We start from the raw sequence: 21,339 nt of genomic DNA, 5'->3' as shown, positions 1-21,339 counted from the left end.
TGGCAGCGTCAACCGGGGTTACGATCAGTTCGCACCCGACTTCCCATGACGGTAAATTTCAAGACCCTCAAGAGCTTCGTGACTGCGGTTGATGCGCGCAGCCTCTCCGCAGCCGCCGCGCAACTGAGCGTCGCGCAACCGGCATTGAGCCAGCACATCGCTTCGCTCGAAGAGCACTTCAAGCACAAGCTGTTGAACCGCTCCAACGCCGGGGTGACACCCACCGCTGCCGGCAACGAGCTCTACCGCCACGCACAGATCATGCTGAGCCACCTCGAGCAGGTGGAGCGCGAACTGATGAACCGCACCGACGAAAGCTTCATCTCGGGCCCCGTCTCGGTCGGGCTGGCCACCTACAGCACGGCTTCGGCGCTGTCGATGCCGCTGCTGCAGGCGGTGCGCAGCGCATACCCGGGCGTCAACCTGTTCATCAACGACAACTTCGGCCTGGTGCTGAGCGAGATGGTGATGACCGGGCGCCTGGACATGGCCATCATCTACGCGGGCAGCCCCATGAAGGGGCTCACGCTGCAGCCGCTCTTGACCGAAGACCTGTTCCTGATCGCCCCGCCGGGCATGGAGCTGGAGCAGAACGACGACCAGACCATCGCCCTGCGCGCATTGGCCGGCATCGATCTGCTGCTGCCGAGCCGCATGCACTTTCTGCGGCGGATGGTCGACGAGGCCTTTGCCCGCGTCGGCGTGGTGCCGAATATCCGCGCCGAGATCGAATCCGCCGAAACGCTGCGCCAGGCAATCCAGGCCGGCGTGGGCGCGACCATCCTGCCTTCGGCGCTGGCGGACTTTCCGCCGGCCGCGAACCCGCCGGTGATCCGCAGGATCGTCGAGCCTGCGCTGCAGGCCACCGTGTCGCTGTGCGTGCCGGACCACCTGCCGATGTCCGACCAGGCGCGCGCCGTGCTGGAGATTCTCCGGGCGCAGATCGACAACCTGTTCGCCGCCGGGCGGCTCGCGGGCATCCGCGCACCGGAAGCCGCGTTACCGCAGCCCTGATTTCTCGAAGCTCAGTGCGCGACGGCCGCCACCGGCTGCGACAGGTTGCGCATTGCCGCAACGCCTTCCGTCACGAAAGGGTCCGCGTGGTAGTACAGCAGCTGCGCACCCATCGACACCAGGTGCTCGACGTCCTGCTTCACGACCAGCGTGCCCGCGATTTTTCCTGCCGCGCGAATGCGCTGCAGCGTCTGATCGACCAGGTCGAGCGCGGGTTGCGGGCGGCGCTTGCCCGGTGCCACTGCGGGCGAATAGCCCATCGACTGCGACAGGTCGCCGGGCCCGACGAAGAACACGTCGATGCCTTCGACCGCCAGGATCTCGTCGAGGTTGCGCACCGCTTCGACCGACTCCACCATGCCGACCAGCAGCTTCGTCGCATGGTCGTCGGGGCAGGCATAGCGGAAGGTGTGCACCACCTGGCGGGCGATGTCCGCGGTGTGGATCAGCGGCACCATCACGCCGTCCGCACCCGCGTTGAGGCAGCGTGTGATGGTGGAGCGCTCCTGATTCTGCGGGCGCACGATGCCGAAGCCGCCGGCATAGCGCGCGGCCTTGGCCATGTGGTGGATGTCCTCGAAGCTGGCCAGGCCGTGCTCGCAGTCGATGAAGACCGAGTCCGCGCCCGAGCGCACGAGCTTCTCGCACAGCGTGGGGGACACATGGTTGGGGTTGACCATCAGCACGGAGTCGCCGCGTGCCAGGCGTTGATGAAGGGTGTCGCTCATGCTCTTCTTGTCTCGTTCAGGGTTTGCCGGGTGTTCCGTCGGGCGCGCCGAGCCAGCGGCTGATTTCGATGTCGGGGCCCTGGTCGCGCGCGCGGGTCGGGCTGATCACCAGCTGCTCGATGGTGGTGCCCTGCGGCAGCGTGCAGGCCAGCAAGATGGCGCGCGCCACGTCGTCGGGCGCAACCATGGCGGCGCGCTCTTCGGCACTCGGCGGGCGCGCGCGCGTGTCCATGATGGGCGTGTCGACCTCGCCGGGCAGGATGGTCGTGGAGCGGATGTTGTTGTTGCGGAAGGTGCCGTGCACGAAGCCCATCAGGTTCGTCACCGCCGCCTTCGCCGCGCCGTAGGGCGCACCGCCCAGCAGGTTCGGGCGCACGGCAGCCAGCGAAGACACGGTGACGATGGTGCCGGCACCGGCATCGAGCATCCCCGGCAACACGGCCTGGATCAGCACGTAGACCGCCGTCAGGTTGACCGACACCGCCGACTCCCAGTCGTCCGGCTCGATCCAGCGGATGTTGCGCACGCGGCTGGTGAGGCCCGCGTTGTTGACCAGGATGCCGATGGGGCCGACCTCTTTCCCGGTCCACTGCACAAGCTCCAGCAGTTGCTCACGCTCCTGCAGGTCGGCCTGGCGCGCCCAGGCTTCGCCACCGGCGCTTCGAATCTCTTCGACCACCGCCTGCAGCGGCTCAAGCCTGCGGCCCATCACGACGACGCGCGCGCCCTCGGCGGCAAGCATCAGCGCGGTGGAGCGGCCGATGCCCGAGCCGCCACCGGTGACGAGTGCGACCTGTCCCTTCAGTGCGCCGGCCATCACGCCACCGCCTTCTGCGTTTCGGCGCCGGCTTCGACCTCGTACCCATAGTCGACCTGCGCGCCGGCCATGCTGACGAGGCCCTGGCGCAAGTCGTCTTCGACCAGATCGCGCGAGCGCTGCTGGGCATCGCCCCAGCCGCCGCCACCCGGCAGCTCGATCGTCAGGCGCTCGCCCGGCGCCAGCACCAGCCGGCCCTTCGGGAACACGGCCTTGCCGTCGTGCAGCACCGCGCCATTGCGCCCGGCCTGGCCGCCCAGCACGCCGAGGCAGGGGTACTTCACATGTTCGGTGCTCAGGTAGATGTTCATCTCGCGGTCCGACAGGTTGCGGATCACGCCGCGCTGGCCCAGCCCGCCGCGAAACTTGCCGGGTCCGCCCGAGTCCGGAATGAGCTCCTTGCATTCGGTGAGCACTGGCACTGCAAGCTCGTACATCTCGATCGGCGTCACGCGGCAGTTGGACGGAAAGCTCAGCGTGTCCAGGCCGTCCATCGACGAGCGTCCGCCTTGTCCGCCATGAAAGTTCTGCGCACTGCCGTAGGCCGTGCCGTCGGAACGCTGGCCCTGGCAGTTGATGCCCCAGATCGGCGCGCCGCCGCTGTCGCCCATCGCACCATCGGGCACCACGTGCTGCAGCGCCTTGAAGATCAAGCTGGGAATGCAGTGCCCCACGAGGTTGCGCGCCGCACCCGCCGCGTGCGGCCGCGGGTTGAGGATGGAGCCTGCCGGCGCCGAGTCGGTCAGCGCGACCATGCAGCCTTCGTTGTTCGGCGTCTCCGGGTCGAGCAGGCATTTCAGCGCATACACGCTGTGCGCCACGCGGTAGTGCGGCACCACGTTGATGCCGCGCGCCACCTCGGGCGATGTGCCCGTGTAGTCGACGTGGATCGAGTCGTCGCGCACCTCCACGCTCACGCACAGCTTCACGTCGGACTCGAAGCCGTCGATCGTCATGTCGGCCTTGTAGCTGCCGTTGGGCCAGGCCGCGATGGCCTTGCGCATGTGGCGCTCCGAGCGGCTGAAGATGGCCTCGCCGAGGCCGTCGCAGTCCTCGAGGCCGTATTCGTCCATGAAGCGCGTGAGCTCGCGGCTCATCACCTCGTTGGCGGCCACCATGCTCTGGATGTCGCCGCGCACCTCGTGCGGCAGGCGCACGCTGGCCTCGATGACGGAGAACACGTCGGTGTTCGGCTTGCCGGCCTTGAACAGCTTGAGCATCGGAATGCGGATGCCTTCCTCGAACATGTCGGTCGAGTCAGGCGACTGCGGCCGCCCGCCGATGTCCGGCAGGTGGGCGATGCTGCCCGCGTAGCCCACGATCTTTCCCTTGCGGAAGATCGGCGTGAGCATGACCATGTCCGGCAGGTGGCCCGTGCCGATCACCGGGTCGTTGGTGGCCAGCACGTCGCCGGGCTCCAGCGACTCGGGCGGAAAGGCCTTGAGGAAGTAGTTCTGCGCCGCCATGGGCAGCGTGGTGATGAACACCGGAATCGACCAGGTGCACTGCGCGAGCGCGCGCCCCTTGGCGTCCAGCAGCACGTTCACGTAGTCGTGGTTCTCGCGCACGATGGGCGAGAAGGCCGTGCGGCCGAGCGCGCTGTCGGCCTGGTCGGCAATGAAGACCAGGCGGTCCCACATCACCTGCAGGGTGATCGGGTCGTTGAAGTCGGGTTTGAGCATGGACATGGCAAGAAGACCTCAGGACAAAAGCATGATCAGGTTGTGTTGGGCATCGAGCGAGGCACTGGCGTTGGGCCCCATCACCACGGTCGACTCGCGCTGCTCGATGATCGCCGGCCCCTCGACCGGAACGCCGGGCACCAACGCATAGTGGTCGTAGACCGGCGTGTCGACGTACTTGCCAAGCTCCGGGAAGAAGACCGGCCGCGTACCCTTGCGTGCATCGCGCGCCACATTCGATTCGCCGCGCAGGCTCGCGAGCGAGACCGGCGCCTTCGGACCGCTGGCACGCACGCGCCAGGTGATGACCTCCGCGTCGGTGCCCGAGACGCCGCGTCCATACAGGGCCACGTAGTTGGCATGGAAGCGGGCCAGCAGTTCCTCGATGAACTTCGGGTCCGCCGGGTCCAGCTCCGGCAGCGGCACCGAGATTTCGTAGCCCTGGCCCACGTGGCGCATGTCCACGGTGTACGAGTAGCTGATGTGGTCCACCGGCACCTTGCTCGCCAGCACCACTTCGCGCCCCTGGTCCGCCAGCGTGGCCTTCACCACGTTCACCGCGCTCGGATTCCAGGCCGAGATGCGCATCGGCAGGCTGGCCGACAGGTCCGCCGCCACCGGCGCGCCCAGCAGCCCGATGGCCGAGGTGACACCGGCGCCCAGCGGGCAGATCACCTTGCGGATGCCCAGCTTGCGGGCCACGCCGTAGGCATGCACCGGGCCGGCGCCGCCGAAGGCGATCAGCGGCAGGGCGCGCGGGTCGACACCGCTGTCGGTGGCCTGCATCGAGGCGGCCTCGGCCATGCTCTCGTTGACCATGTCGTGGATGCCCCAGGCGCAGCGCTCGAGCGAAATGCCGAGATCCTTTGCGAGCCGTGCCATCGCCGATTCGGCGGCGGGCTTGTCGAGCGCGAAGTCGCCGCCCAGGAAGGAGTTTTCGTTCAGGTAGCCCAGCAGCAGGTCGGCATCGGTCACCGTCGGCTCCGTGCCGCCGCGGCCGTAGCAGGCCGGCCCCGGCGCCGCAGCCGCGCTGCGCGGCCCCACGCCCAGCAGGCCGAGCTTGTTGCGCGCCGCGATGCTCCCGCCGCCCGCGCCGATCTCGATCATGTGGATCGACTGGATCTTGAGAGGAAAGCCGCTGCCCTTGCGAAAGCGCTCGTGGCGGGCCACTTCGAGGTCGTTGGCCACCATCGGCTGGCCGTTTGGAATCAGGCACAGCTTGGCGGTCGTGCCGCCCATGTCGAACGACAGCACGCTCGACTCGCCGGCCTGGCGCGCATAGTCCGCCGCCGCCACGGCGCCAGCGGCCGGCCCCGATTCGATCAACCGCACCGGCGTGCGCGAAGCTGAAGAACTCGGCACCACGCCGCCGCTCGAAGTCATCCAGAGCAGCTGCCCTTCGACGCCACGCTGCGACAGCTCGCGCTCGAGGTGGTTCACGTGCCCGACCATCATCGGCCGCGTGTAGGCATTGACGACGGTGGTCGAGGCGCGGTCGTATTCGCGCACCTCGGGGCACACCGTCGAAGACAGCGAGACCGAGATGCCCGGCGCGACCTCGGCCAGGATCTCCGCCACGCGCCGCTCGTGCTGCGCGTACTTGTAGGCATGCAGCAGGCACACGGCCACCGACTCCACCTTCTTGTCGAGCAGCACGCGGGCGATGGTGCGCACGCCGTCTTCGTCGAGCGCCTTGATCACCGTGCCGTCCGCGGCAATGCGCTCTTCCACGCCGAAGCACAGCTCGCGCGACACCAGCGGCTCGGGGTATTGAATGCGCAGGTCGTAGAGGTCGTAGCGCCCCTCCGTGCGAATGCGCAGCATGTCCTGGAAGCCGTCGGTGGTGATGAAGGCGGTGTGCACCCCGCGGCGCTCCAGCACCGCGTTGGTCACGACCGTGGTCGCGCCAAGAATCTGCAGCTGGCCGTTGCCTTTGGCCTTGCCGCCATCGCGGGCCCGCACCTTGGCCAGCAGCTCGTCCACGCCCTGGAGCACGGCGCGTGCGGGCGCATCGGGCGTGCTCAAAACCTTGTGCAGCAGGATGGTGCCGTCGTCCTCCGTCATCGCGAAGTCGGTGAACGTGCCACCTGTGTCAAATGCCAGTTTCATGCCTTTCAGCTCCTTGAGTGTTCGGTTGAGATGTGTGGTGCTCAGGCAGTGGCCGCATCGGATGCGCGCCTGCCCGTCATGAACAGTTCGCCCAGGTCAGCGGTGCTCAGCGCCTCGACCGGGCTGTCCCAGATGACCTTGCCCAGGCGCAGCACCACGGCGCGCTCGGCGGCTTCCATGGCCTTGCGGGTGTTCTGCTCGACCAGCAGGATCGTTCGCCCGCCCTTGTGCAGGCGCTTGAGTTCGTTGAAGACCAGCGTGATGGCCTGCGGCGAGAGGCCGACCGAAGGCTCGTCCACCAGCAGGATCTCGGGGCGGCGCAGCACGGCCATGGCCATTTCGAGCAACTGCTGCTCGCCGCCGGACATGTTGCCGGCGAGCTCGTTGCGGCGCTTGCGCAGAATGGGAAAGAGGTCGTAGACGTACTCGCGCTCGCCTTTCAGGTCGCCGCCCTTGATGGTGTAGGCCGCCATCTCGAGGTTCTCGTCGATGGACATCAGCTGGAAGTTGCAGCGGCCCTGCGGCACGTAGGCAATGCCGTGGCCGAGCATCGCCTGCGGGCGCAGGCCAGCGATGTCCTTGCCCTTCCAGCGGATCGCGCCGCCCTTGTGGGTGGTCATGCCGAAGAGCGACTTCAGCAGCGTCGACTTGCCGGCCCCGTTGGGCCCCAGCAGCGTGACGAATTCGCCGTGCCGGATCTTCAGGTCCACGCCGTGCAGGATGTCCAGGTGGCCGTAGCCGGCGCGGAGGTTGTCGATTTCGAGTTCCATGATGCTGCTCCTTGGTGTCAACCGCCGAGGTAGGCCTCGATGACCTCCGGGTTGCGAACGACTTCTTCCGGCGTGGCGTCGGCCAGCTTGGCGCCCTGGTGCAGCACGACCACGCGGTGGCTGAGGTTCATCAGCACATCGGTGTTGTGCTCGATCACCACGAAGGTCACGCCCAGCTTCTGGTTCGCGTGCTCGATGCACTGGATGACCTTCTCGATGAGCACCGGGTTGATGCCCGCCAGCGGTTCGTCCAGCAGGATCAGCTCGGGTTCGGGCATCAGCATCGACGCGAACTGCAGCAGCTTCTGTTGCCCGCCCGACATGTTGCCGGCCGGCTGGTGCGCCACGCGTGCCAGCCCGGTCACCTCGATCAGTTCCTTCGCGCGTTCACGCAGGGCCTTGATGCGCTTCTTGGCCGACGGCCCGACCCAGAAGGTAGACAGCACGTTCGGAAAGCGCGACATCTGCCCGGCCAGCACGAGGTTTTCTTCGGAGTCCAGCGTGGGGAAGACCACTGTCTTCTGGAAGCTGCGCAGAAAGCGGCCCTCGCGGGCGATGCGGTTCATCGGCCAGCCGGTGATGTCGACGCCCTTGAGCAGCACGCGGCCCGAGTCGCTGCGCTGCAGCCCGGTGCAGCAGTCGAACAGCGTCGACTTGCCGGAGCCGTTGGGGCCGATGAGCCCCATCACCTCGCCGCGGCGGACTTCGATGTCCACGCCCTGGAGCGCCGCGACGGCACCGTAGTTCTTGCGCAGGCCTTCGATGCGCAGCATTGCGGGTTCAGCGGACATCGCGCGGCCCCTTTCCGATACCGGCAATGCGTTCTGCCGCACGCTGGAACAGCGGCGCCAGCCCCTGCGGGAACAGGAACACCAGCCCCAGCAGCACGAAGCCGTAGATCACCATGCGCAGCTCCGGCGTGATGCGCAACGCCTCGGACAACGCCACGAAGACGAAGCTGCCGATGATGGCGCCCGGCACCTTGCCCACGCCACCGCCCAGCACGATGATCAGGATGGTGTTGGAGTAGTAGGCCTGGAAGACCAGCGGGCTCACGACCGTCGAGAAATGCGCGTAGAGGCTGCCGCCCAGCCCCGCGAAGACGGCGCTCAGCATGAAGACCAGCAGCTTGTAGGTCCAGGTCGGCACGCCCAGCGATTCGGCCAGCGTCTCGTTGTCGCGAATGGCCACCATGCAGCGGCCCGCGGGCGAGCGGATCAGTGCGACGAACGCAGCAACCGCCAGTGCGGCAACGGCGAGCACCAGGTAGAAGTACTCGGGCGCCTTGATGACGGTGTAGACCCAGTCGCCAAAGCCCAGGCGCGGCCGGGCTACGCCCGACAGCCCCATGTCGCCGCGCGTCAGGTCGATCCAGTTCTTCGACACCATCTGCGCGATGACCACCATGCCGAGCGTGCACATCACGAAGGAGGTGTCGCGCAGCCGCAGCGCCGGAATGCCCAGCGGCAGCGCGACCAGCCCGGCCACCAGGCCCGCGACCAGGAAGTTCACCAGGAACGGCGTGCCGAAGTGGATCGACATGAGGGCCGACGCATACGCACCGAGCCCGAAGAACACGCCCTGCGCGAGCGACAGCATGCCCGTGTAGCCCAGGATGAGATTCAGGCCGAGTGCCGGCAGCAGAAAGATCATCGCGAGGACCATCGCGTGCAGGTAGTAGTCGCCGAGGAAGAGCGGCGCGCAAAGCAGCGCGACCACGCCAACGGCGCATGCGCTCCAGTTGACCGCGGCGACCCGGGCGGCCGGCAGACGCGGCGTGTCCAGCGTGGTGGTTGACAAGATTGCCTGTTTCATGACGTTGACGCTCTCAGAAGCGGGCCTTGCTGCTGAACAGGCCGTGCGGCCGGAACATGAGCATGAGCAAAAGCACGATGAAGCCGACGGAGTCGCGGTACTGCAGGCCGATGAAGCCGGCGACGAGGCTCTCGATAACGCCCAGCAGGCAGCCCGCGATGAGCGTGCCGCGCACGTTGCCCATGCCGCCCATCACGATGACGGCGAATGTCTTCAGCGTGATCGACTCGCCCATGCCGCCGTAGATGCTCACGTTGATCGGCCCCGTCAGGATGCCGGACAGCGCCGCAATGGCCACGCCGATCAGGAAGGTGCGGCGCACCACCTGCTCGACGTCGATGCCGTTGACCTGGCAGCACTCGATGTTCTGCGACACGGCACGGATCGAGCGGCCCAGGCGCGTGCTGCGCACCATCCATTCGAGCCCTGCGAACACCGCGATGGTGACGACGACCAGGATCACGCGCTGCTGCGACATGCCGAAGTCGCCGAGCTCGATGGGTTCCAGCCAGCCGCCCGAGAACACCTTGTAGCCGCCACCGAAGGCGAGGATGACCACGTTCTGCAGGATGAGCGAAAGCCCCAGCGTGGCCAGCACACCGGCCTGGAAGGGTTGACCGATGAGGCGCTGCATCACGCTGCGCCCGATCAGCACCGCGATAACGCTGACGATGGCCACGCCGCCGACGATGGCCAGGCTGTAGTCGGCCATCAGCTTCGACATGACCCACCAGGCCGCGAAGGTGCCCAGCATGTAGTACTCGCCGTGGGCGAAGTTGATGGCCCGCAGCACGCCGAAGATCATCGTCATGCCGGCGGCCACCAGGGCGTAGACCGACCCGGTGATGATGCCGTTGACGATCTGTTCGAAGAGGAAGGAACTCACGGTGTTCTCGCAGGCCGGGTAGGGCGCTTCTTCTTCACTTCGCGCCGGCCGCGTAGTCGACCTTGGTCGCGATCATTCCCTTGATGGCCGGCTTGCCGTCGGTGATCTCGAGCAGCACCATGGGCATGACTGCCTGGTTGTGGTCGTCGAAGGTCACGACGCCCATCGGGCTGTCGTACTTGATCTTCGCCATGGCGTTGCGGATGTCCTCGGCCTTCAGGCTGTTGGCGCTCTTGATCGCGGCCACGACGAGGTTCAGCGTGTCGTAGTGCGTGTAAGCATGGTTGTTCGGCATCTCGCCGCCGTTGGCCTTCTTGTAGTCCTCCACGAACTTGAGGCTGCGCGGTGCCGGCACCTCGGGCAGCCACGCGGCGGCCTCGACAGCGCCGTTCATGACCTTCGGCGCTGCGGCGATGGTTTCCTTGGTGTTGAACTCGCCGTTGCCGACCAGCGCGACCTTGCCGGCCAGCCCGAGTTCGAGCATCTGGCGGGCGATGATCGGCGTGGTGTCGGCCTGCCCGTAGAGGAAGATGGCCTGCGCGCCCGAGCGGCGGATTTTGCTCAGCACCGAGCGGAAGTCGGTCTCCGAATCCTTGTAGTAGTCCTCGCTCAGAATCTCAGCGCCTTCGTACTTCGGCAGGTAGCGCTTGGTGAACTTGATGGCGCCGCGGCCGTAGTCGCTGTCGACCGAGAGCACCGCGAACTTCTTGAAGCCCTTGGTCTTCGAGGCGTACTCCAGCACCGTCGCGGCCCGCACCTCGTCGGTCGGGTAGTTGCGGAAGGTCCACTTGAAGCCGCCCACGCCGGCCTTGTAGGTGATGTCGGGGTTCGACGAGGCCGCGTTCACGAGCAGCACCTTCGACTCTTCGGCCAACGGCTGCATCGCCAGCGTGACCGAGCTGCAGACGTCGCCGATGATCACCGCCGTTTTCTCGAGGCTGATCATGCGCTGGGTGGCGGCAACGCCTTCCGCCGGCACGCACTGGCTGTCTCCGCTCACCAGCTCGATCTGCTTGCCGAGCACGCCGCCGGCGGCGTTGATTTCTTTGGCGGCGAGCGCCGCGCCCTTGTTCGCGAAGGCGCCGTAGCGTGCATTGGGGCCGCTCATGGGCGCGATGACACCGATCTTGAAGGTGTCGGTCTGCGCATTGGCGGGCGCAAGCGTGCAGAAGCCGGCGATTGCGGCAATGGCCACCAGGGCCGTGCCGCGCAATCTCGAATTCGTGGGGTAGCTCATTGCTTTTCTCCGGGTCATGGAAGGGTTGAAGGAATAGTAGGAAGAGGGCGCTGCGGCGGCCAATACGTTATGGACCTTCGCCTATAAGGATTCTTGATAGGCAAGGTCCGCAGCCCGGAGGTCAGGCGAGCTTCGCCACCGCCGAGGCGATGCGCCGGCAGCCTTCCTCGATCTGCTCGACGCTGGTGGCCGTCGACATGCGGAAGTAGGGAGATACCCCATACGCCGTGCCCGCCAGCACCATGACGCCGCCCGCTTCGAGCAGGTAGATCACGACGTCGTTGTCGGTCTCCAGCGTCTTGCCCTCGGGCGTTCGCTTGCCGATCAGGCCGCCGCAGTGGGGGTAGAGGTAGAACGCGCCGCCCGGTGCGCGGGCGCGAATGCCCGGAATGTCGTTGAGCAGGCGGGTCGCGGTGTCGCGGCGCTGCCTGTAGGTGACAACCCAGGCGGGAAGAAAGGCCGCGTCGCTGTTCAGGGCTGCCACGGCGGCGGCCTGGCTTACCGACGATGCGCCGCTGGTCGACTGCGACTGCAGCATGTCCAGCGCCGCGATGATGTCCGCGGGGCCGGCCGCATAGCCGATGCGCCAGCCCGTCATCGCGTAGGTCTTGGACACGCCGTTCACCACCAGCGTGCGGTCGCGCAGGCCGGGCTCGATGGCCAGCAGATGGGGCGGCGCCGCATCGGTGAAGCGGATGTGCTCGTAGATGTCGTCGGTCAGCACCATGACCTGTGGGTGGCGTATCAGCACGTCGGCGAGTGCGCGCAGTTGCCCGGCGGTGTAGGTCGTGCCAGTGGGATTGGTGGGCGAGTTGAAAACCAGCCAGCGCGTGTTCGGCGTGATGGCGGCTTCAAGCGCCTCCGGCGTGAGCCGGAAATCGTCTTCTTCCTTGCAGGCCACGGTGACCGGCGTGCCGTCGCAGGCCAGCACCATGTCGGGGTACGACACCCAGTACGGCGCCGGCACGATCACCTCGTGCCCTTCTTCGACCGTTACCGACAGCGCGTTGAACAGCGCATGCTTGGCGCCGACCGTGACGATGATCTCGCGCGGGCTGTAGCTCAGCCCGTTCTCGCGCAGGAGCTTGGCCGCGATGGCTTCGCGCAGGGCTAGCGTGCCGGCGACGGGCGTGTAGCGGGTTTCGCCGCGTTCGATGGCCGCGCAGCCTGCTTCGCGGATGTGCACGGGCGTGTCGAAATCGGGCTCGCCGATGGCGAGGTTGATGATGTCCTTGCCGGCCCTGCGCAGCTCGGCGAACCGGTCTGCGGCGGCGCTGCTGGGGGAGGGCTTGATGCGGCGGATGCGCCTGGAAATTCGGGACGGGCTGGACGGGCTCACGTGGCTTCCTCTTCGGTGTCGATGTCGGAGGCATGACAGTAGGAGCGTCCCGGTGCTGGCGCAAAGACGGACTTGTTCTAGGGGTGACGCATTTCCTTATGGGGGCCGCGCGGCATGGTGTCTCAGCGTTACCACCGCCTTCGGCGACGAGGGCACAGTCCGCTGGCTATTGCGGTCCATTGCGCTGCGTCTGCCTGCGCCGGCAATGTCGGCCCAGGCCGACACGCATGCGGCGTCAGTAAGCCGCCTCGCCGCCCAGCAAGGCACGCCGGGCAAGCAGAAAGGTCGCGGCATTCCAGCTCTGCCCGGCCATGCCCATGGGCGCCAGCGTCCGGCCGTGGAACCACTCGGTGAAGCGCCAGTCGTCGAGCGCGTTGACCTGCGCCAGCCGCACGAGTTCGGACCAGGCCAGGTCATGCAGGCCCAGCTTGGCGAGCGCCATCACCCAGAAGCCGCCGACGAAGGGCCAGATGCCGCCGTTGTGGTACTGGTGCACGATGTTCTGCTGATGGCGCCCCATGTACGCCCGCCACAGCGGGTGCTGGCGCGACAGCGGATGCAGCACCACGCGCACGGGGTAGGGCTCTGCGGCGTGCGCTTCTCTGATGGTGTCGACGATGCGATGTGCCATGGCCGAATCGGCCAGCCCGCTCTGTATGGCCAGCACGTTGCCGAACACGTCGCCCTCGTCGCCGACCACGGCCAGGTTGACGAAGCTGAGGTACAGGCCAGGGTCGCGCCGGCCGCGGCGCGCATAGTGCTGCAGCAGCCGGGCCCGGTGATATTCAGGCAGGTCGCGCTGGAACGGATTGAACAGATGGTTGAAGTGGTGCTGCGTTGCCTCGGCATGGTCCAGCGCGTAGCGGCGCTTGACCTCGTACCAGAGCGCGTTGCTGTACAGCACGTACCCCGAGCGCGGCATGATGTCGGCCCAGTCGCTGGCCTCGTTCTGCTGCAGCAGCCGGAAGTGCTGATGCTCCTGCGCCAGCAGCCAGTCCACCGCGCGGCTCACCTCGCTGCTCCAGTGCGACAGGCCGACCTGTCCATGGCGGCGCACGTGGTCCACGGCAATCAGCCACCACAGGGTGGCGTCGATGCAGCCCAGGTACCAGAAGTCGGCATCGCGGCCCTCGGGGTCGACGTATTTGGGAATCTGCCCGTTGGCCGCCTGTTGCGCCGCGAGCGCGTCGAGGCTGGCCACCGCACCTTGTTCCAGCGCGGGCACGCCGCTGCCGCACATCGCGATCACGCATATCGCCGCGTCGCGCCCGAAGATGCGCGTGTAGCGCCGCGCCTCGGCGGCCTCGGTCCGAAGCGCCGCGAGGATGCCGTGCGGCGTCAGGTTGCGTTCCAGAAGCGCGAGCGAGGCCTGCGAGCAGGTGTCGAGCAATGCGAGCGCGGGGGCATCAAGGTCGGTCATGAACACACATCGTGGCCTGGGGCTGTCTTTTTATCACCCGCCAGAGGTGCGCACCGGCAGGTGACACGGGCAACTCTCCGACACGGCGAGGCGGCGCAGACCGTAACCGCGGCGTGCCGTACGCCTGCAAATTGACGCAGGCCATGTGAGAACCGAAGTCGGTCCTCGAACAACCGTTCCACTGGCCTTCAACAGGAGCGCCGGTGCAGTCGAACCATTCACTCCAGAGCGAGCGAGACGCTTATCTTTTTCGGGAGGGAACCCACTCCCGGCTGTATGACCTGCTGGGTTGCCACCCCCTGGAAGAGGGCGGCGCCCGGTTCGCGGTGTGGGCGCCGAACGCGGAGTCCGTCTCGGTGGTCGGCGACTGGAACCACTGGTCCGGCGACGCCGACTCGCTGGCACCTAGCCCCGACGGCACGGGCATATGGCAAGGGCAGGTCGCCCATGCCGCGATCGGCCAAGCCTACAAATACCGCATCCGTTCCCGTCACGGCAGCTACACGGTCGACAAGGCCGACCCTGTCGCCTTCAGCGCGGAGCCCCCGCCCGCCACCGCATCGCGCATCTGCGAACTTTCTTACGAATGGGGCGACGCGGAGTGGATGGCGACGCGCGGGCAGCGCAATGCGCTCGACGCCCCCATGGCGGTCTACGAGGTACACCTTGGCTCGTGGCGGCGCCGCGATGGCCTGTTTCTCGACTACCGCGAGATGGCGCACCAGCTTGCCGCCTACGTGAGCGAGATGGGCTTCACGCACGTGGAGCTCATGCCCGTGACCGAGCATCCCTTCTACGGTTCGTGGGGCTACCAGACCACCGGCTACTTCGCGCCCACCGCGCGCTTCGGCTCGCCGCAGGACTTCATGTACCTCGTCGATCACCTGCACCAGCAGGGCATTGGCGTGCTGCTCGACTGGGTGCCCTCGCACTTTCCGACCGACGAGCATGGGCTCGGATACTTCGACGGCACGCACCTCTACGAACACGCCGATCCGCGCCAGGGCTTCCACCCGGAGTGGAACTCCAGCATCTTCAACTACGGCCGGCCGGAGGTGCGCAGCTTCCTGGTGTCGTCGGGGCTGTTCTGGCTCGAGACGTACCACCTCGACGGGCTGCGCGTGGACGCCGTCGCGTCGATGCTCTACCTCGACTACGCGCGAGAGCACGGCGAGTGGATTCCCAACCGCCACGGCGGCCGCGAGAACCTGGAGGCCATCGACTTCCTCCAGACACTGAACCGCGCCGTCTACCGCGAGCACCCCGACACCATCACGGTGGCCGAGGAATCGACAGCGTGGCCGCGCGTGTCCCGGCCCACCGACATGGACGGCCTGGGCTTCGGCGAGAAATGGAACATGGGCTGGATGCACGACGTGCTGGCCTACATGAAGCAGGAGCCGGTCTACCGCAAGTACCACCATCACAAGCTGACTTTCTCGCTGGTGTACGCCTTCCACGAGAACTTCGTGCTGCCGCTCTCGCACGACGAGGTGGTGCACGGCAAGGGCTCGCTCCTGAACAAGATGCCCGGCGACGCCTGGCAGCAGTTCGCCAACCTGCGCGCGCTCTATGGCTTCATGTGGGCGCATCCGGGCAAGAAGCTGCTCTTCATGGGCTGCGAGTTCGGCCAGCGGCGCGAGTGGACGCACGACGGTGAACTCGAATGGTGGGTCTGCGAGCAGGAAGGGCACCGCGGCTTGCAGCGCCTTGTGGCCCAGCTCAACCGCGTCTACCGCGGCGCGCCCGCGCTCCACCAGGTCGACTTTTCGTCCTCGGGGTTCGAGTGGGTCGCGGCAGACGACGCCGACACCAGCGTGTTCGCCTTCCTGCGCAAGGCGAGCGACGGCAGTCCGCCATTGCTGGCGGTGAGCAACATGACCCCGGTGCCGCGCACCAACTACCTGCTCGGCGTGCCGCTGGGCGGCCACTGGCGCGAGCTGATCAACACCGACGCGGCGGAGTTCGGCGGGGCGGGCTGGGGCAATTTCGGGGGCGTCGAGGCGGCGCCCGTGCGTTCCCATGGCCGCAGGCAATCGGTGTGCATCACCTTGCCGCCGCTGTCCACGCTGATCCTGGAGCACCGTCCCTGATGAAGAACATCTTTTCGACCAAGCCCGCCCCCGCAGCGGCCGGGACCGACATCGACCTCGACGGCGGCGCGGTCCGCGCAGTCATCGACGCCGTGCTGCCGTGCGTGGACAACGGCCGCTTCCCGGTGAAATGCGTGGCCGGCGAGCGGGTGCGGGTTCGCGCCCATTGCTTCACCGACGGGCACGACGTGCTGCGCGTGCAGCTGTGCTGGCGCGCGCAAGACCAGGCCCAGGCCTCATTCCGCGAAGTGCCGATGAAGCCGCTGGGCAACGACGTGTGGGAGGCCGCGTTTTCACCGCCATCGATCGGGCGCTACGTCTACACCGCCGTCGCCTGGGTGGACCCGTTCGAGTCGTGGCGCAGCGAGATGACGCGGCGCGTCGACCCCGACGACGTGCGCATTGCCGCGCAGGTCGGTGCGCTGGAAATCGCCGCCGCCGCCGCGCGCGCCGAGGGCGCCGACCGCACCGCGCTGAACCGCTGGGCCACCGAGCTAGATGCCGTGGCGGCCAGCCCCGCGTACGACGTCGTATCGCTGAAGGCCTTGGCGCTCGACGACGAATACGCCGAGCTGGCGCGTCGCCATCCCGACCGCCGGCATGCGGTGCGCCACCCGGTCGAGCTGCCGCTGGTGGCCGACCGCGAGCGTGCGCGCTTCAGCACCTGGTACGAGCTGTTCCCGCGCTCGACCGGCCCCGCGCCCGGCGTGCACGGCACCTTCAAGGACGTGGAAGCGCGCCTGCCGGCCATCGCCGCCATGGGCTTCGACGTGCTGTACTTTCCGCCGATCCACCCCGTCGGCCGCGAGCAGCGCAAGGGCCCCAACAATGCGCTCGAAGCCGGCCCTGGCGACGTGGGGAGCCCGTGGGCCATCGGTGCGGCCGAAGGCGGGCACAAGTCGATCCTTCCGGAGCTTGGCACCGAAGAAGACTTCAGGCACCTGCTCGCACGCGCGGTGGAGCACGGCCTGGAGATCGCGCTGGACATCGCCTTCCAGTGCGCGCCCGACCACCCTTACGTGAAGGCGCACCCCGACTGGTTCCGCTGGCGCCCCGACGGCAGCGTGCAGTACGCCGAGAACCCGCCCAAGAAATACCAGGACATCTATCCCTTCAACTTCGAGTGCGAAGACTGGCGCGGCCTCTGGGCAGAGCTCAAGAGCGTGTTTGACCACTGGATCGCGCAGGGCGTGCGCATCTTCCGCGTGGACAACCCGCACACCAAGGCCTTTCCGTTCTGGGAGTGGGCCATCGGCGAGGTGAAGCGCGTGCACCCTGACGTGATCTTCCTGGCCGAAGCCTTCACGCGGCCGAAGGTGATGCACCGGCTCGCGAAGCTGGGCTTCTCGCAGTCGTACACCTACTTCACCTGGCGCAACACGAAGGAGGAGCTGCAGGAGTACTTCACCGAGTTATCGAGCGGCCCGGGCATTGACTACTTCCGCCCCAACGCGTGGCCCAACACGCCCGACATCCTTCACGAGCAGCTGCAGGCCGCCGAGCCCGCCGTGTTCATGTCGCGGCTGGTGCTGGCCGCCACGCTCGCGGCCAACTACGGCATGTACGGGCCGGCCTACGAACTGCTCGAGCACTTGCCGCGCGGACCCGGTAGTGAGGAATACCTCGACTCCGAGAAGTACCAGCTGCGCCACTGGAACCACGACGACCCTGCAAGCCTCGCTCCCTTCATCGCGCGGGTGAACCGCATCCGCCGCGAGAACCCAGCGCTGCATCGGGACAGGGGCTTGCGCTTCCTGCACATCGACAACGACCAGTTGCTGGCCTATGCCAAGGAATCGCCAGAGGGCGACAACGTGATCGTCACCGTGGTCAACCTCGATCCGCACAACATGCAGTCGGGCTGGCTCGGGCTGGAGCCCGGCAGCGTGGGCGTGCCGGCCGGGCGCAGCTTCCAGATGCACGACCTGCTCAGCGGCCAGCGCTTCACCTGGCAGGGCGACTGGCACTACGTGCGGCTCGATCCCCACAGCGTGCCCGCGCACATCTTCGTGGTGCGTCGGCGTCACGGCGACGAGCGCGACTTCGATTACTTCCTCTGAGGTCGTCCGCCCATGAACGCACCCGTCTCCCACATCGCGCTGGAAACCGTCGAGATCGACACCAGCGACGATCCGCTGTGGTACCGCGACGCGGTGATCTACCAGCTCAACGTCAAGGCCTTCTTCGACTCCAACAACGACGGCATGGGCGACTTCAAGGGCGTTACCGCCAAGCTCGACTACGTGAAGGAGCTGGGCGTCAACACCATCTGGCTGATGCCGTTCTATCCCTCGCCGCTGCGCGACGACGGCTACGACATCTCCGGCTACGAGGACGTGCACCCGCAGTACGGCACGCTGGACGACTTCCGCGAGATGCTGGCCGAGGCGCACAAGCGGGGGCTGCGCGTGATTACCGAGCTGGTCATCAACCATACGTCGAACGAGCACCCGTGGTTCAAGGCCGCGCGCCTCGCGCCGCCCGGTTCGCCCGAGCGCGATTTCTATGTGTGGAGCGACACCGACCAGCTCTACCAGGGCACGCGAATCATCTTCACCGACACCGAAACGTCGAACTGGACCTGGGACCCGGTGGCCAAGCAGTACTTCTGGCACCGCTTTTTCAGCCACCAGCCCGACCTGAACTTCGACAACCCGAAGCTGATGGAAGCGATCCTCAAGACCATGCGCTTCTGGCTCGACATGGGCGTGGACGGCTTCCGGCTCGACGCCATTCCCTACCTGGTGGAGCGCGACGGCACCAGCAACGAGAACCTGCCCGAGACCCACGCAGTGATCAAGCAGCTGCGCGCGGCCATCGACGCGGAATACAAGAACCGCTTTCTGCTGGCCGAAGCCAACATGTGGCCGGAGGACGTGCGCGAGTATTTCGGCGATGGCGACGAGTGCCACATGGCGTATCACTTTCCGCTGATGCCGCGCATGTACATGGCCATTGCGCAGGAAGACCGTCACCCCATCGTCGAGATCATGGCGCAGACGCCCGACATTCCCGAGGGCTGCCAGTGGGCCATCTTCTTGCGCAACCACGACGAGCTCACGCTCGAGATGGTGACCAGCAAGGAGCGCGACTACATGTACACCATGTATGCGGCCGACATGCGCGCGCGCATCAATCTAGGCATTCGGCGGCGCCTGGCGCCGCTGATGGAAAACGACCTCGACCGCGTGAAGCTCATGAACGGCATGCTGCTGTCGATGCCGGGCTCGCCCATCATCTATTACGGCGACGAGATCGGCATGGGCGACAACGTGTTCGTGGGCGACCGCAACGGCGTGCGCACGCCCATGCAGTGGAGCCCCGACCGCAACGCCGGCTTTTCGCGCGCCGACCCGCAGCGCCTGTACCTGCAGCCGATCATGGACCCGATGTTCGGCTACGAGGCGCTCAACGTCGAGACGCAGGCGCGCGACAGCAGCTCGTTGCTGAACTGGACCAAGCGCATGCTCGCCGTGCGCAAGACCAGCCATGCCTTCGGACGCGGCAGGCGCCGCTTCCTGAAGCCGGGCAACCGCAAGATCCTGGCCTACCTGAGCGAGTACGACGGCGACGTGATCCTCGCGGTGTTCAACCTCTCGCGTGCCGCGCAGCCGGTGGAGCTCGACCTGTCGGAGTTCAAGGGCTTCGTGCCGATCGAGATGCTGGGCCGCGCGCCGTTCCCGCCCATCGGCGAGCTGCCATACCTGCTCACGCTGGCCTCGTACGGCTTCTACTGGTTCAAGCTCACGGCAGAGGCCGACGCGCCGAGCTGGCACGAGCAAGGCGTGGCGCTGCAGGAGTGGCCCACGCTGGTGCTCTTCGACGGCTGGACCAGCTTCTTCCGCGACCGCGTGATGCCGTGGCGCATCGGCATGTCCGAGCGCATGCGCAGCCAGTTCGAGCTGGAGACGCTGCCGCGCCACATCGAGATCCAGCGCTGGTACGCCTCCAAGGGCACCGCCATCAAACGCGCGCGGCTGTTCGACCACGCCGTGTGGGAAGTGAACGGCCTGAGCTGGATGCTGTCGCTGCTCGACCTCGAAGGCTTGCCCGGAGGCGCCACCTACTTCATGCCGCTTGCACTGGCCTGGGAAGAGCGTGATGAAGAGCGCATGGCCGGCGTGGCACAGGCCGCGCTTGCCAAGGTGCGGCAGCAGGCGCAGGTCGGCCTGATGGGCGATGCCTTCTACGACGAGGCCTTCTGCCGCGCGCTGGTGCGCGCCATCGAAAGCGGCGCCGAACTGCCGACGCTGAACGGCAAGCTGGTCTTCAGGCCGACGGCTGCCTTCGCGGAGATCGCCGTCGACATCGATGCGTTGTCGGTCGGCCGCCCGAGCGGCGTGAGCAGCAACACCGTGGTCACGCTGGACGAAACCCTGTTCCTCAAGGGCTACCGCCACGTGCGCGAAGGCATCAACCCCGAGCTGGAGATGGGCCGCTTCCTGACCGAGGTGGCGCGCTACCCGCATTGCGTGCCGGTGCTCGGCGCGCTCGAGTACATGACCAACGACGGGCGCACGATGACGCTCGCGATGGTGCAGAGCTACATGGCCAACCAGGGTGACGGCTGGGACTACACGCTGGGCTACCTCGAACGCTTCCTGCGCGACGTGGCCACCACCGACGGCACGACGAAGCCCGACGTTGCCGAAGTGGCTGCGGTGCACGGCGGCTTCCTCGCGCTCATGGCCACGCTGGGCCGTCGCACGGCAGAGCTGCACCGAGCGCTCGCCGCGCGCACCGGCTCGGTCGCCTTCGACCCCGAGCCGCTGGCCGCCGCCGACTTCGCCGGCTTCAAGACGCACGCGGCGAACGACGCCACGGCCACGCTCGCGCTGTTGCGCGAACGGCTCGACCTGCTGCCGCTCACCGCGCAGGCCGACGCGCGCAACCTGCTCGAAGCGGCCGACGCGCTGCAAGCCGGCATCCAGGCGCGCCATCCGGTGGAAGGCGGCGGCATCAAGAGCCGCTATCACGGCGATTTCCACCTGGGCCAGGTGCTGGTGAAGGACAACGACTTCGTCATCATCGACTTCGAGGGCGAACCTGCGCGCAGCTTTGAGGAGCGCCGCGCCAAGAGCTCGCCGCTGCGCGACGTGGCCGGCATGCTGCGCTCGTTCAACTACGCCCGCTGGTCGGCGCTGCGCCGGGTGGCCCAGAGCCCGGACGAGGCCGAGCGGCTGGCCGCGCCGGCCATCGCCTGGGAGCGCGCGACGCGCGACGCTTTTCTGGCTGGCTACGGCGCCACGATGGCGCCGCCCGACGGCGCGCCGCTCGATGCCGAACTGCTCGCGCTGTTCGAGCTCGACAAGGCCCTCTACGAGCTGCGCTACGAGCTCGAAAACCGCATCGAATGGGCGCAGGTTCCGCTGCACGGCGTGCTCGCGCTGATCCAGCCGCCCCGCGCCTGACGCTACCGACGCCACCCC

The 21,339-nt window shown here is 67.2% G+C and carries 15 protein-coding genes; 4 read left to right on the top strand and 11 right to left on the bottom strand.

Going from position 1 to position 21,339, the window contains the following annotated elements; genetic code table 11:
- Positions 1-45 precede the first annotated feature (45 nt).
- Positions 46-1,014, top strand: coding sequence for a LysR substrate-binding domain-containing protein (locus ACSFBF_RS07425; RefSeq protein ID WP_435465661.1), 969 nt, complete (start codon positions 46-48; stop codon positions 1,012-1,014).
- Between the two features lie 11 nt (positions 1,015-1,025).
- Here the strand turns inward: ACSFBF_RS07425 and ACSFBF_RS07420 are convergent, their stop codons facing one another.
- From ACSFBF_RS07420 to ACSFBF_RS07370, 11 genes are all read right to left on the bottom strand, one after another.
- Positions 1,026-1,742 carry an HpcH/HpaI aldolase family protein gene (locus ACSFBF_RS07420; RefSeq protein ID WP_435465660.1) on the bottom strand — a complete coding sequence of 239 codons (717 nt, stop codon included), beginning with the start codon at positions 1,740-1,742 and terminating at the stop codon, positions 1,026-1,028.
- 16 nt (positions 1,743-1,758) lie between these two features.
- Positions 1,759-2,559, bottom strand: a complete 801-nt coding sequence (locus tag ACSFBF_RS07415) for an SDR family oxidoreductase (RefSeq protein WP_435465659.1) — start codon at positions 2,557-2,559, stop codon at positions 1,759-1,761.
- On the bottom strand, positions 2,559-4,247 hold the full coding sequence (locus ACSFBF_RS07410; RefSeq protein ID WP_435465658.1) for a hydantoinase B/oxoprolinase family protein: 1,689 nt from the start codon (positions 4,245-4,247) through the stop codon (positions 2,559-2,561). The genes ACSFBF_RS07415 and ACSFBF_RS07410 overlap by 1 nt, the downstream gene beginning before the upstream one ends.
- Before the next feature lie 12 nt (positions 4,248-4,259).
- A complete protein-coding gene (locus ACSFBF_RS07405; RefSeq protein WP_435465657.1) occupies positions 4,260-6,350 on the bottom strand; it encodes a hydantoinase/oxoprolinase family protein in 2,091 nt (696 codons plus the stop codon).
- Positions 6,351-6,391: 41 nt separating this feature from the next.
- Positions 6,392-7,120: a branched-chain amino acid ABC transporter ATP-binding protein gene (locus ACSFBF_RS07400; RefSeq protein ID WP_007836487.1), complete on the bottom strand. Its 729-nt coding sequence runs from the start codon at positions 7,118-7,120 to the stop codon at positions 6,392-6,394.
- A gap of 17 nt (positions 7,121-7,137) precedes the next feature.
- Positions 7,138-7,911 carry an ABC transporter ATP-binding protein gene (locus ACSFBF_RS07395; RefSeq protein ID WP_435465656.1) on the bottom strand — a complete coding sequence of 258 codons (774 nt, stop codon included), beginning with the start codon at positions 7,909-7,911 and terminating at the stop codon, positions 7,138-7,140.
- Positions 7,901-8,935: a branched-chain amino acid ABC transporter permease gene (locus ACSFBF_RS07390; RefSeq protein WP_435465655.1), complete on the bottom strand. Its 1,035-nt coding sequence runs from the start codon at positions 8,933-8,935 to the stop codon at positions 7,901-7,903. The genes ACSFBF_RS07395 and ACSFBF_RS07390 overlap by 11 nt, the downstream gene beginning before the upstream one ends.
- Positions 8,936-8,948: 13 nt before the next feature.
- Positions 8,949-9,821 carry a branched-chain amino acid ABC transporter permease gene (locus ACSFBF_RS07385; protein ID WP_435465654.1) on the bottom strand — a complete coding sequence of 291 codons (873 nt, stop codon included), beginning with the start codon at positions 9,819-9,821 and terminating at the stop codon, positions 8,949-8,951.
- A gap of 34 nt (positions 9,822-9,855) precedes the next feature.
- Positions 9,856-11,058: an ABC transporter substrate-binding protein gene (locus tag ACSFBF_RS07380; protein ID WP_435465653.1), complete on the bottom strand. Its 1,203-nt coding sequence runs from the start codon at positions 11,056-11,058 to the stop codon at positions 9,856-9,858.
- A 121-nt stretch (positions 11,059-11,179) separates the two neighbouring features.
- Positions 11,180-12,397: an aspartate transaminase gene (locus ACSFBF_RS07375; RefSeq protein ID WP_435465652.1), complete on the bottom strand. Its 1,218-nt coding sequence runs from the start codon at positions 12,395-12,397 to the stop codon at positions 11,180-11,182.
- A gap of 235 nt (positions 12,398-12,632) precedes the next feature.
- Positions 12,633-13,817 (bottom strand): amylo-alpha-1,6-glucosidase, encoded by a 1,185-nt coding sequence (locus ACSFBF_RS07370; RefSeq protein ID WP_435465651.1) that lies wholly within the window; start codon positions 13,815-13,817, stop codon positions 12,633-12,635.
- A gap of 203 nt (positions 13,818-14,020) precedes the next feature.
- Here ACSFBF_RS07370 and glgB point away from each other — a divergent pair, with 203 nt between their 5' ends.
- Genes glgB through treS form a run of 3 tightly spaced genes read left to right on the top strand, consistent with a single transcriptional unit; the run spans position 14,021 to position 21,321 of the window.
- Complete coding sequence (gene glgB, locus ACSFBF_RS07365; RefSeq protein WP_435465650.1) at positions 14,021-15,910, top strand: 1,4-alpha-glucan branching protein GlgB; 1,890 nt, start codon at positions 14,021-14,023, stop codon at positions 15,908-15,910.
- Positions 15,910-17,970: an alpha-1,4-glucan--maltose-1-phosphate maltosyltransferase gene (locus ACSFBF_RS07360; RefSeq protein ID WP_435465649.1), complete on the top strand. Its 2,061-nt coding sequence runs from the start codon at positions 15,910-15,912 to the stop codon at positions 17,968-17,970. The genes glgB and ACSFBF_RS07360 overlap by 1 nt, the downstream gene beginning before the upstream one ends.
- A 12-nt stretch (positions 17,971-17,982) precedes the next feature.
- Positions 17,983-21,321 carry a maltose alpha-D-glucosyltransferase gene (gene treS / locus ACSFBF_RS07355; protein WP_435465648.1) on the top strand — a complete coding sequence of 1,113 codons (3,339 nt, stop codon included), beginning with the start codon at positions 17,983-17,985 and terminating at the stop codon, positions 21,319-21,321.
- Positions 21,322-21,339 lie beyond the last annotated feature (18 nt).

Origin of the sequence: Variovorax nivicola, assembly GCF_051216475.1 — a bacterium.
Lineage (GTDB): Bacteria > Pseudomonadota > Gammaproteobacteria > Burkholderiales > Burkholderiaceae_C > Variovorax.
Note: the sequence above shows the minus strand (reverse complement) of the source record. Positions and strands in the feature narration are given on the sequence as shown.

Bases quoted from the DNA above. Each gene is read 5' to 3' on its own strand.
- ACSFBF_RS07425 (WP_435465661.1), top strand. From the start codon at position 46: ATGACGGTAAATTTCAAGACCCTCAAGAGCTTCGTGACTGCGGTTGAT.
- ACSFBF_RS07420 (WP_435465660.1), bottom strand. From the start codon at position 1,742: ATGAGCGACACCCTTCATCAACGCCTGGCACGCGGCGACTCCGTGCTG.
- ACSFBF_RS07415 (WP_435465659.1), bottom strand. From the start codon at position 2,559: ATGGCCGGCGCACTGAAGGGACAGGTCGCACTCGTCACCGGTGGCGGC.
- ACSFBF_RS07410 (WP_435465658.1), bottom strand. From the start codon at position 4,247: ATGTCCATGCTCAAACCCGACTTCAACGACCCGATCACCCTGCAGGTG.
- ACSFBF_RS07405 (WP_435465657.1), bottom strand. From the start codon at position 6,350: ATGAAACTGGCATTTGACACAGGTGGCACGTTCACCGACTTCGCGATG.
- ACSFBF_RS07400 (WP_007836487.1), bottom strand. From the start codon at position 7,120: ATGGAACTCGAAATCGACAACCTCCGCGCCGGCTACGGCCACCTGGAC.
- ACSFBF_RS07395 (WP_435465656.1), bottom strand. From the start codon at position 7,911: ATGTCCGCTGAACCCGCAATGCTGCGCATCGAAGGCCTGCGCAAGAAC.
- ACSFBF_RS07390 (WP_435465655.1), bottom strand. From the start codon at position 8,935: ATGAAACAGGCAATCTTGTCAACCACCACGCTGGACACGCCGCGTCTG.
- ACSFBF_RS07380 (WP_435465653.1), bottom strand. From the start codon at position 11,058: ATGAGCTACCCCACGAATTCGAGATTGCGCGGCACGGCCCTGGTGGCC.
- ACSFBF_RS07370 (WP_435465651.1), bottom strand. From the start codon at position 13,817: ATGACCGACCTTGATGCCCCCGCGCTCGCATTGCTCGACACCTGCTCG.
- ACSFBF_RS07360 (WP_435465649.1), top strand. From the start codon at position 15,910: ATGAAGAACATCTTTTCGACCAAGCCCGCCCCCGCAGCGGCCGGGACC.
- treS (WP_435465648.1), top strand. From the start codon at position 17,983: ATGAACGCACCCGTCTCCCACATCGCGCTGGAAACCGTCGAGATCGAC.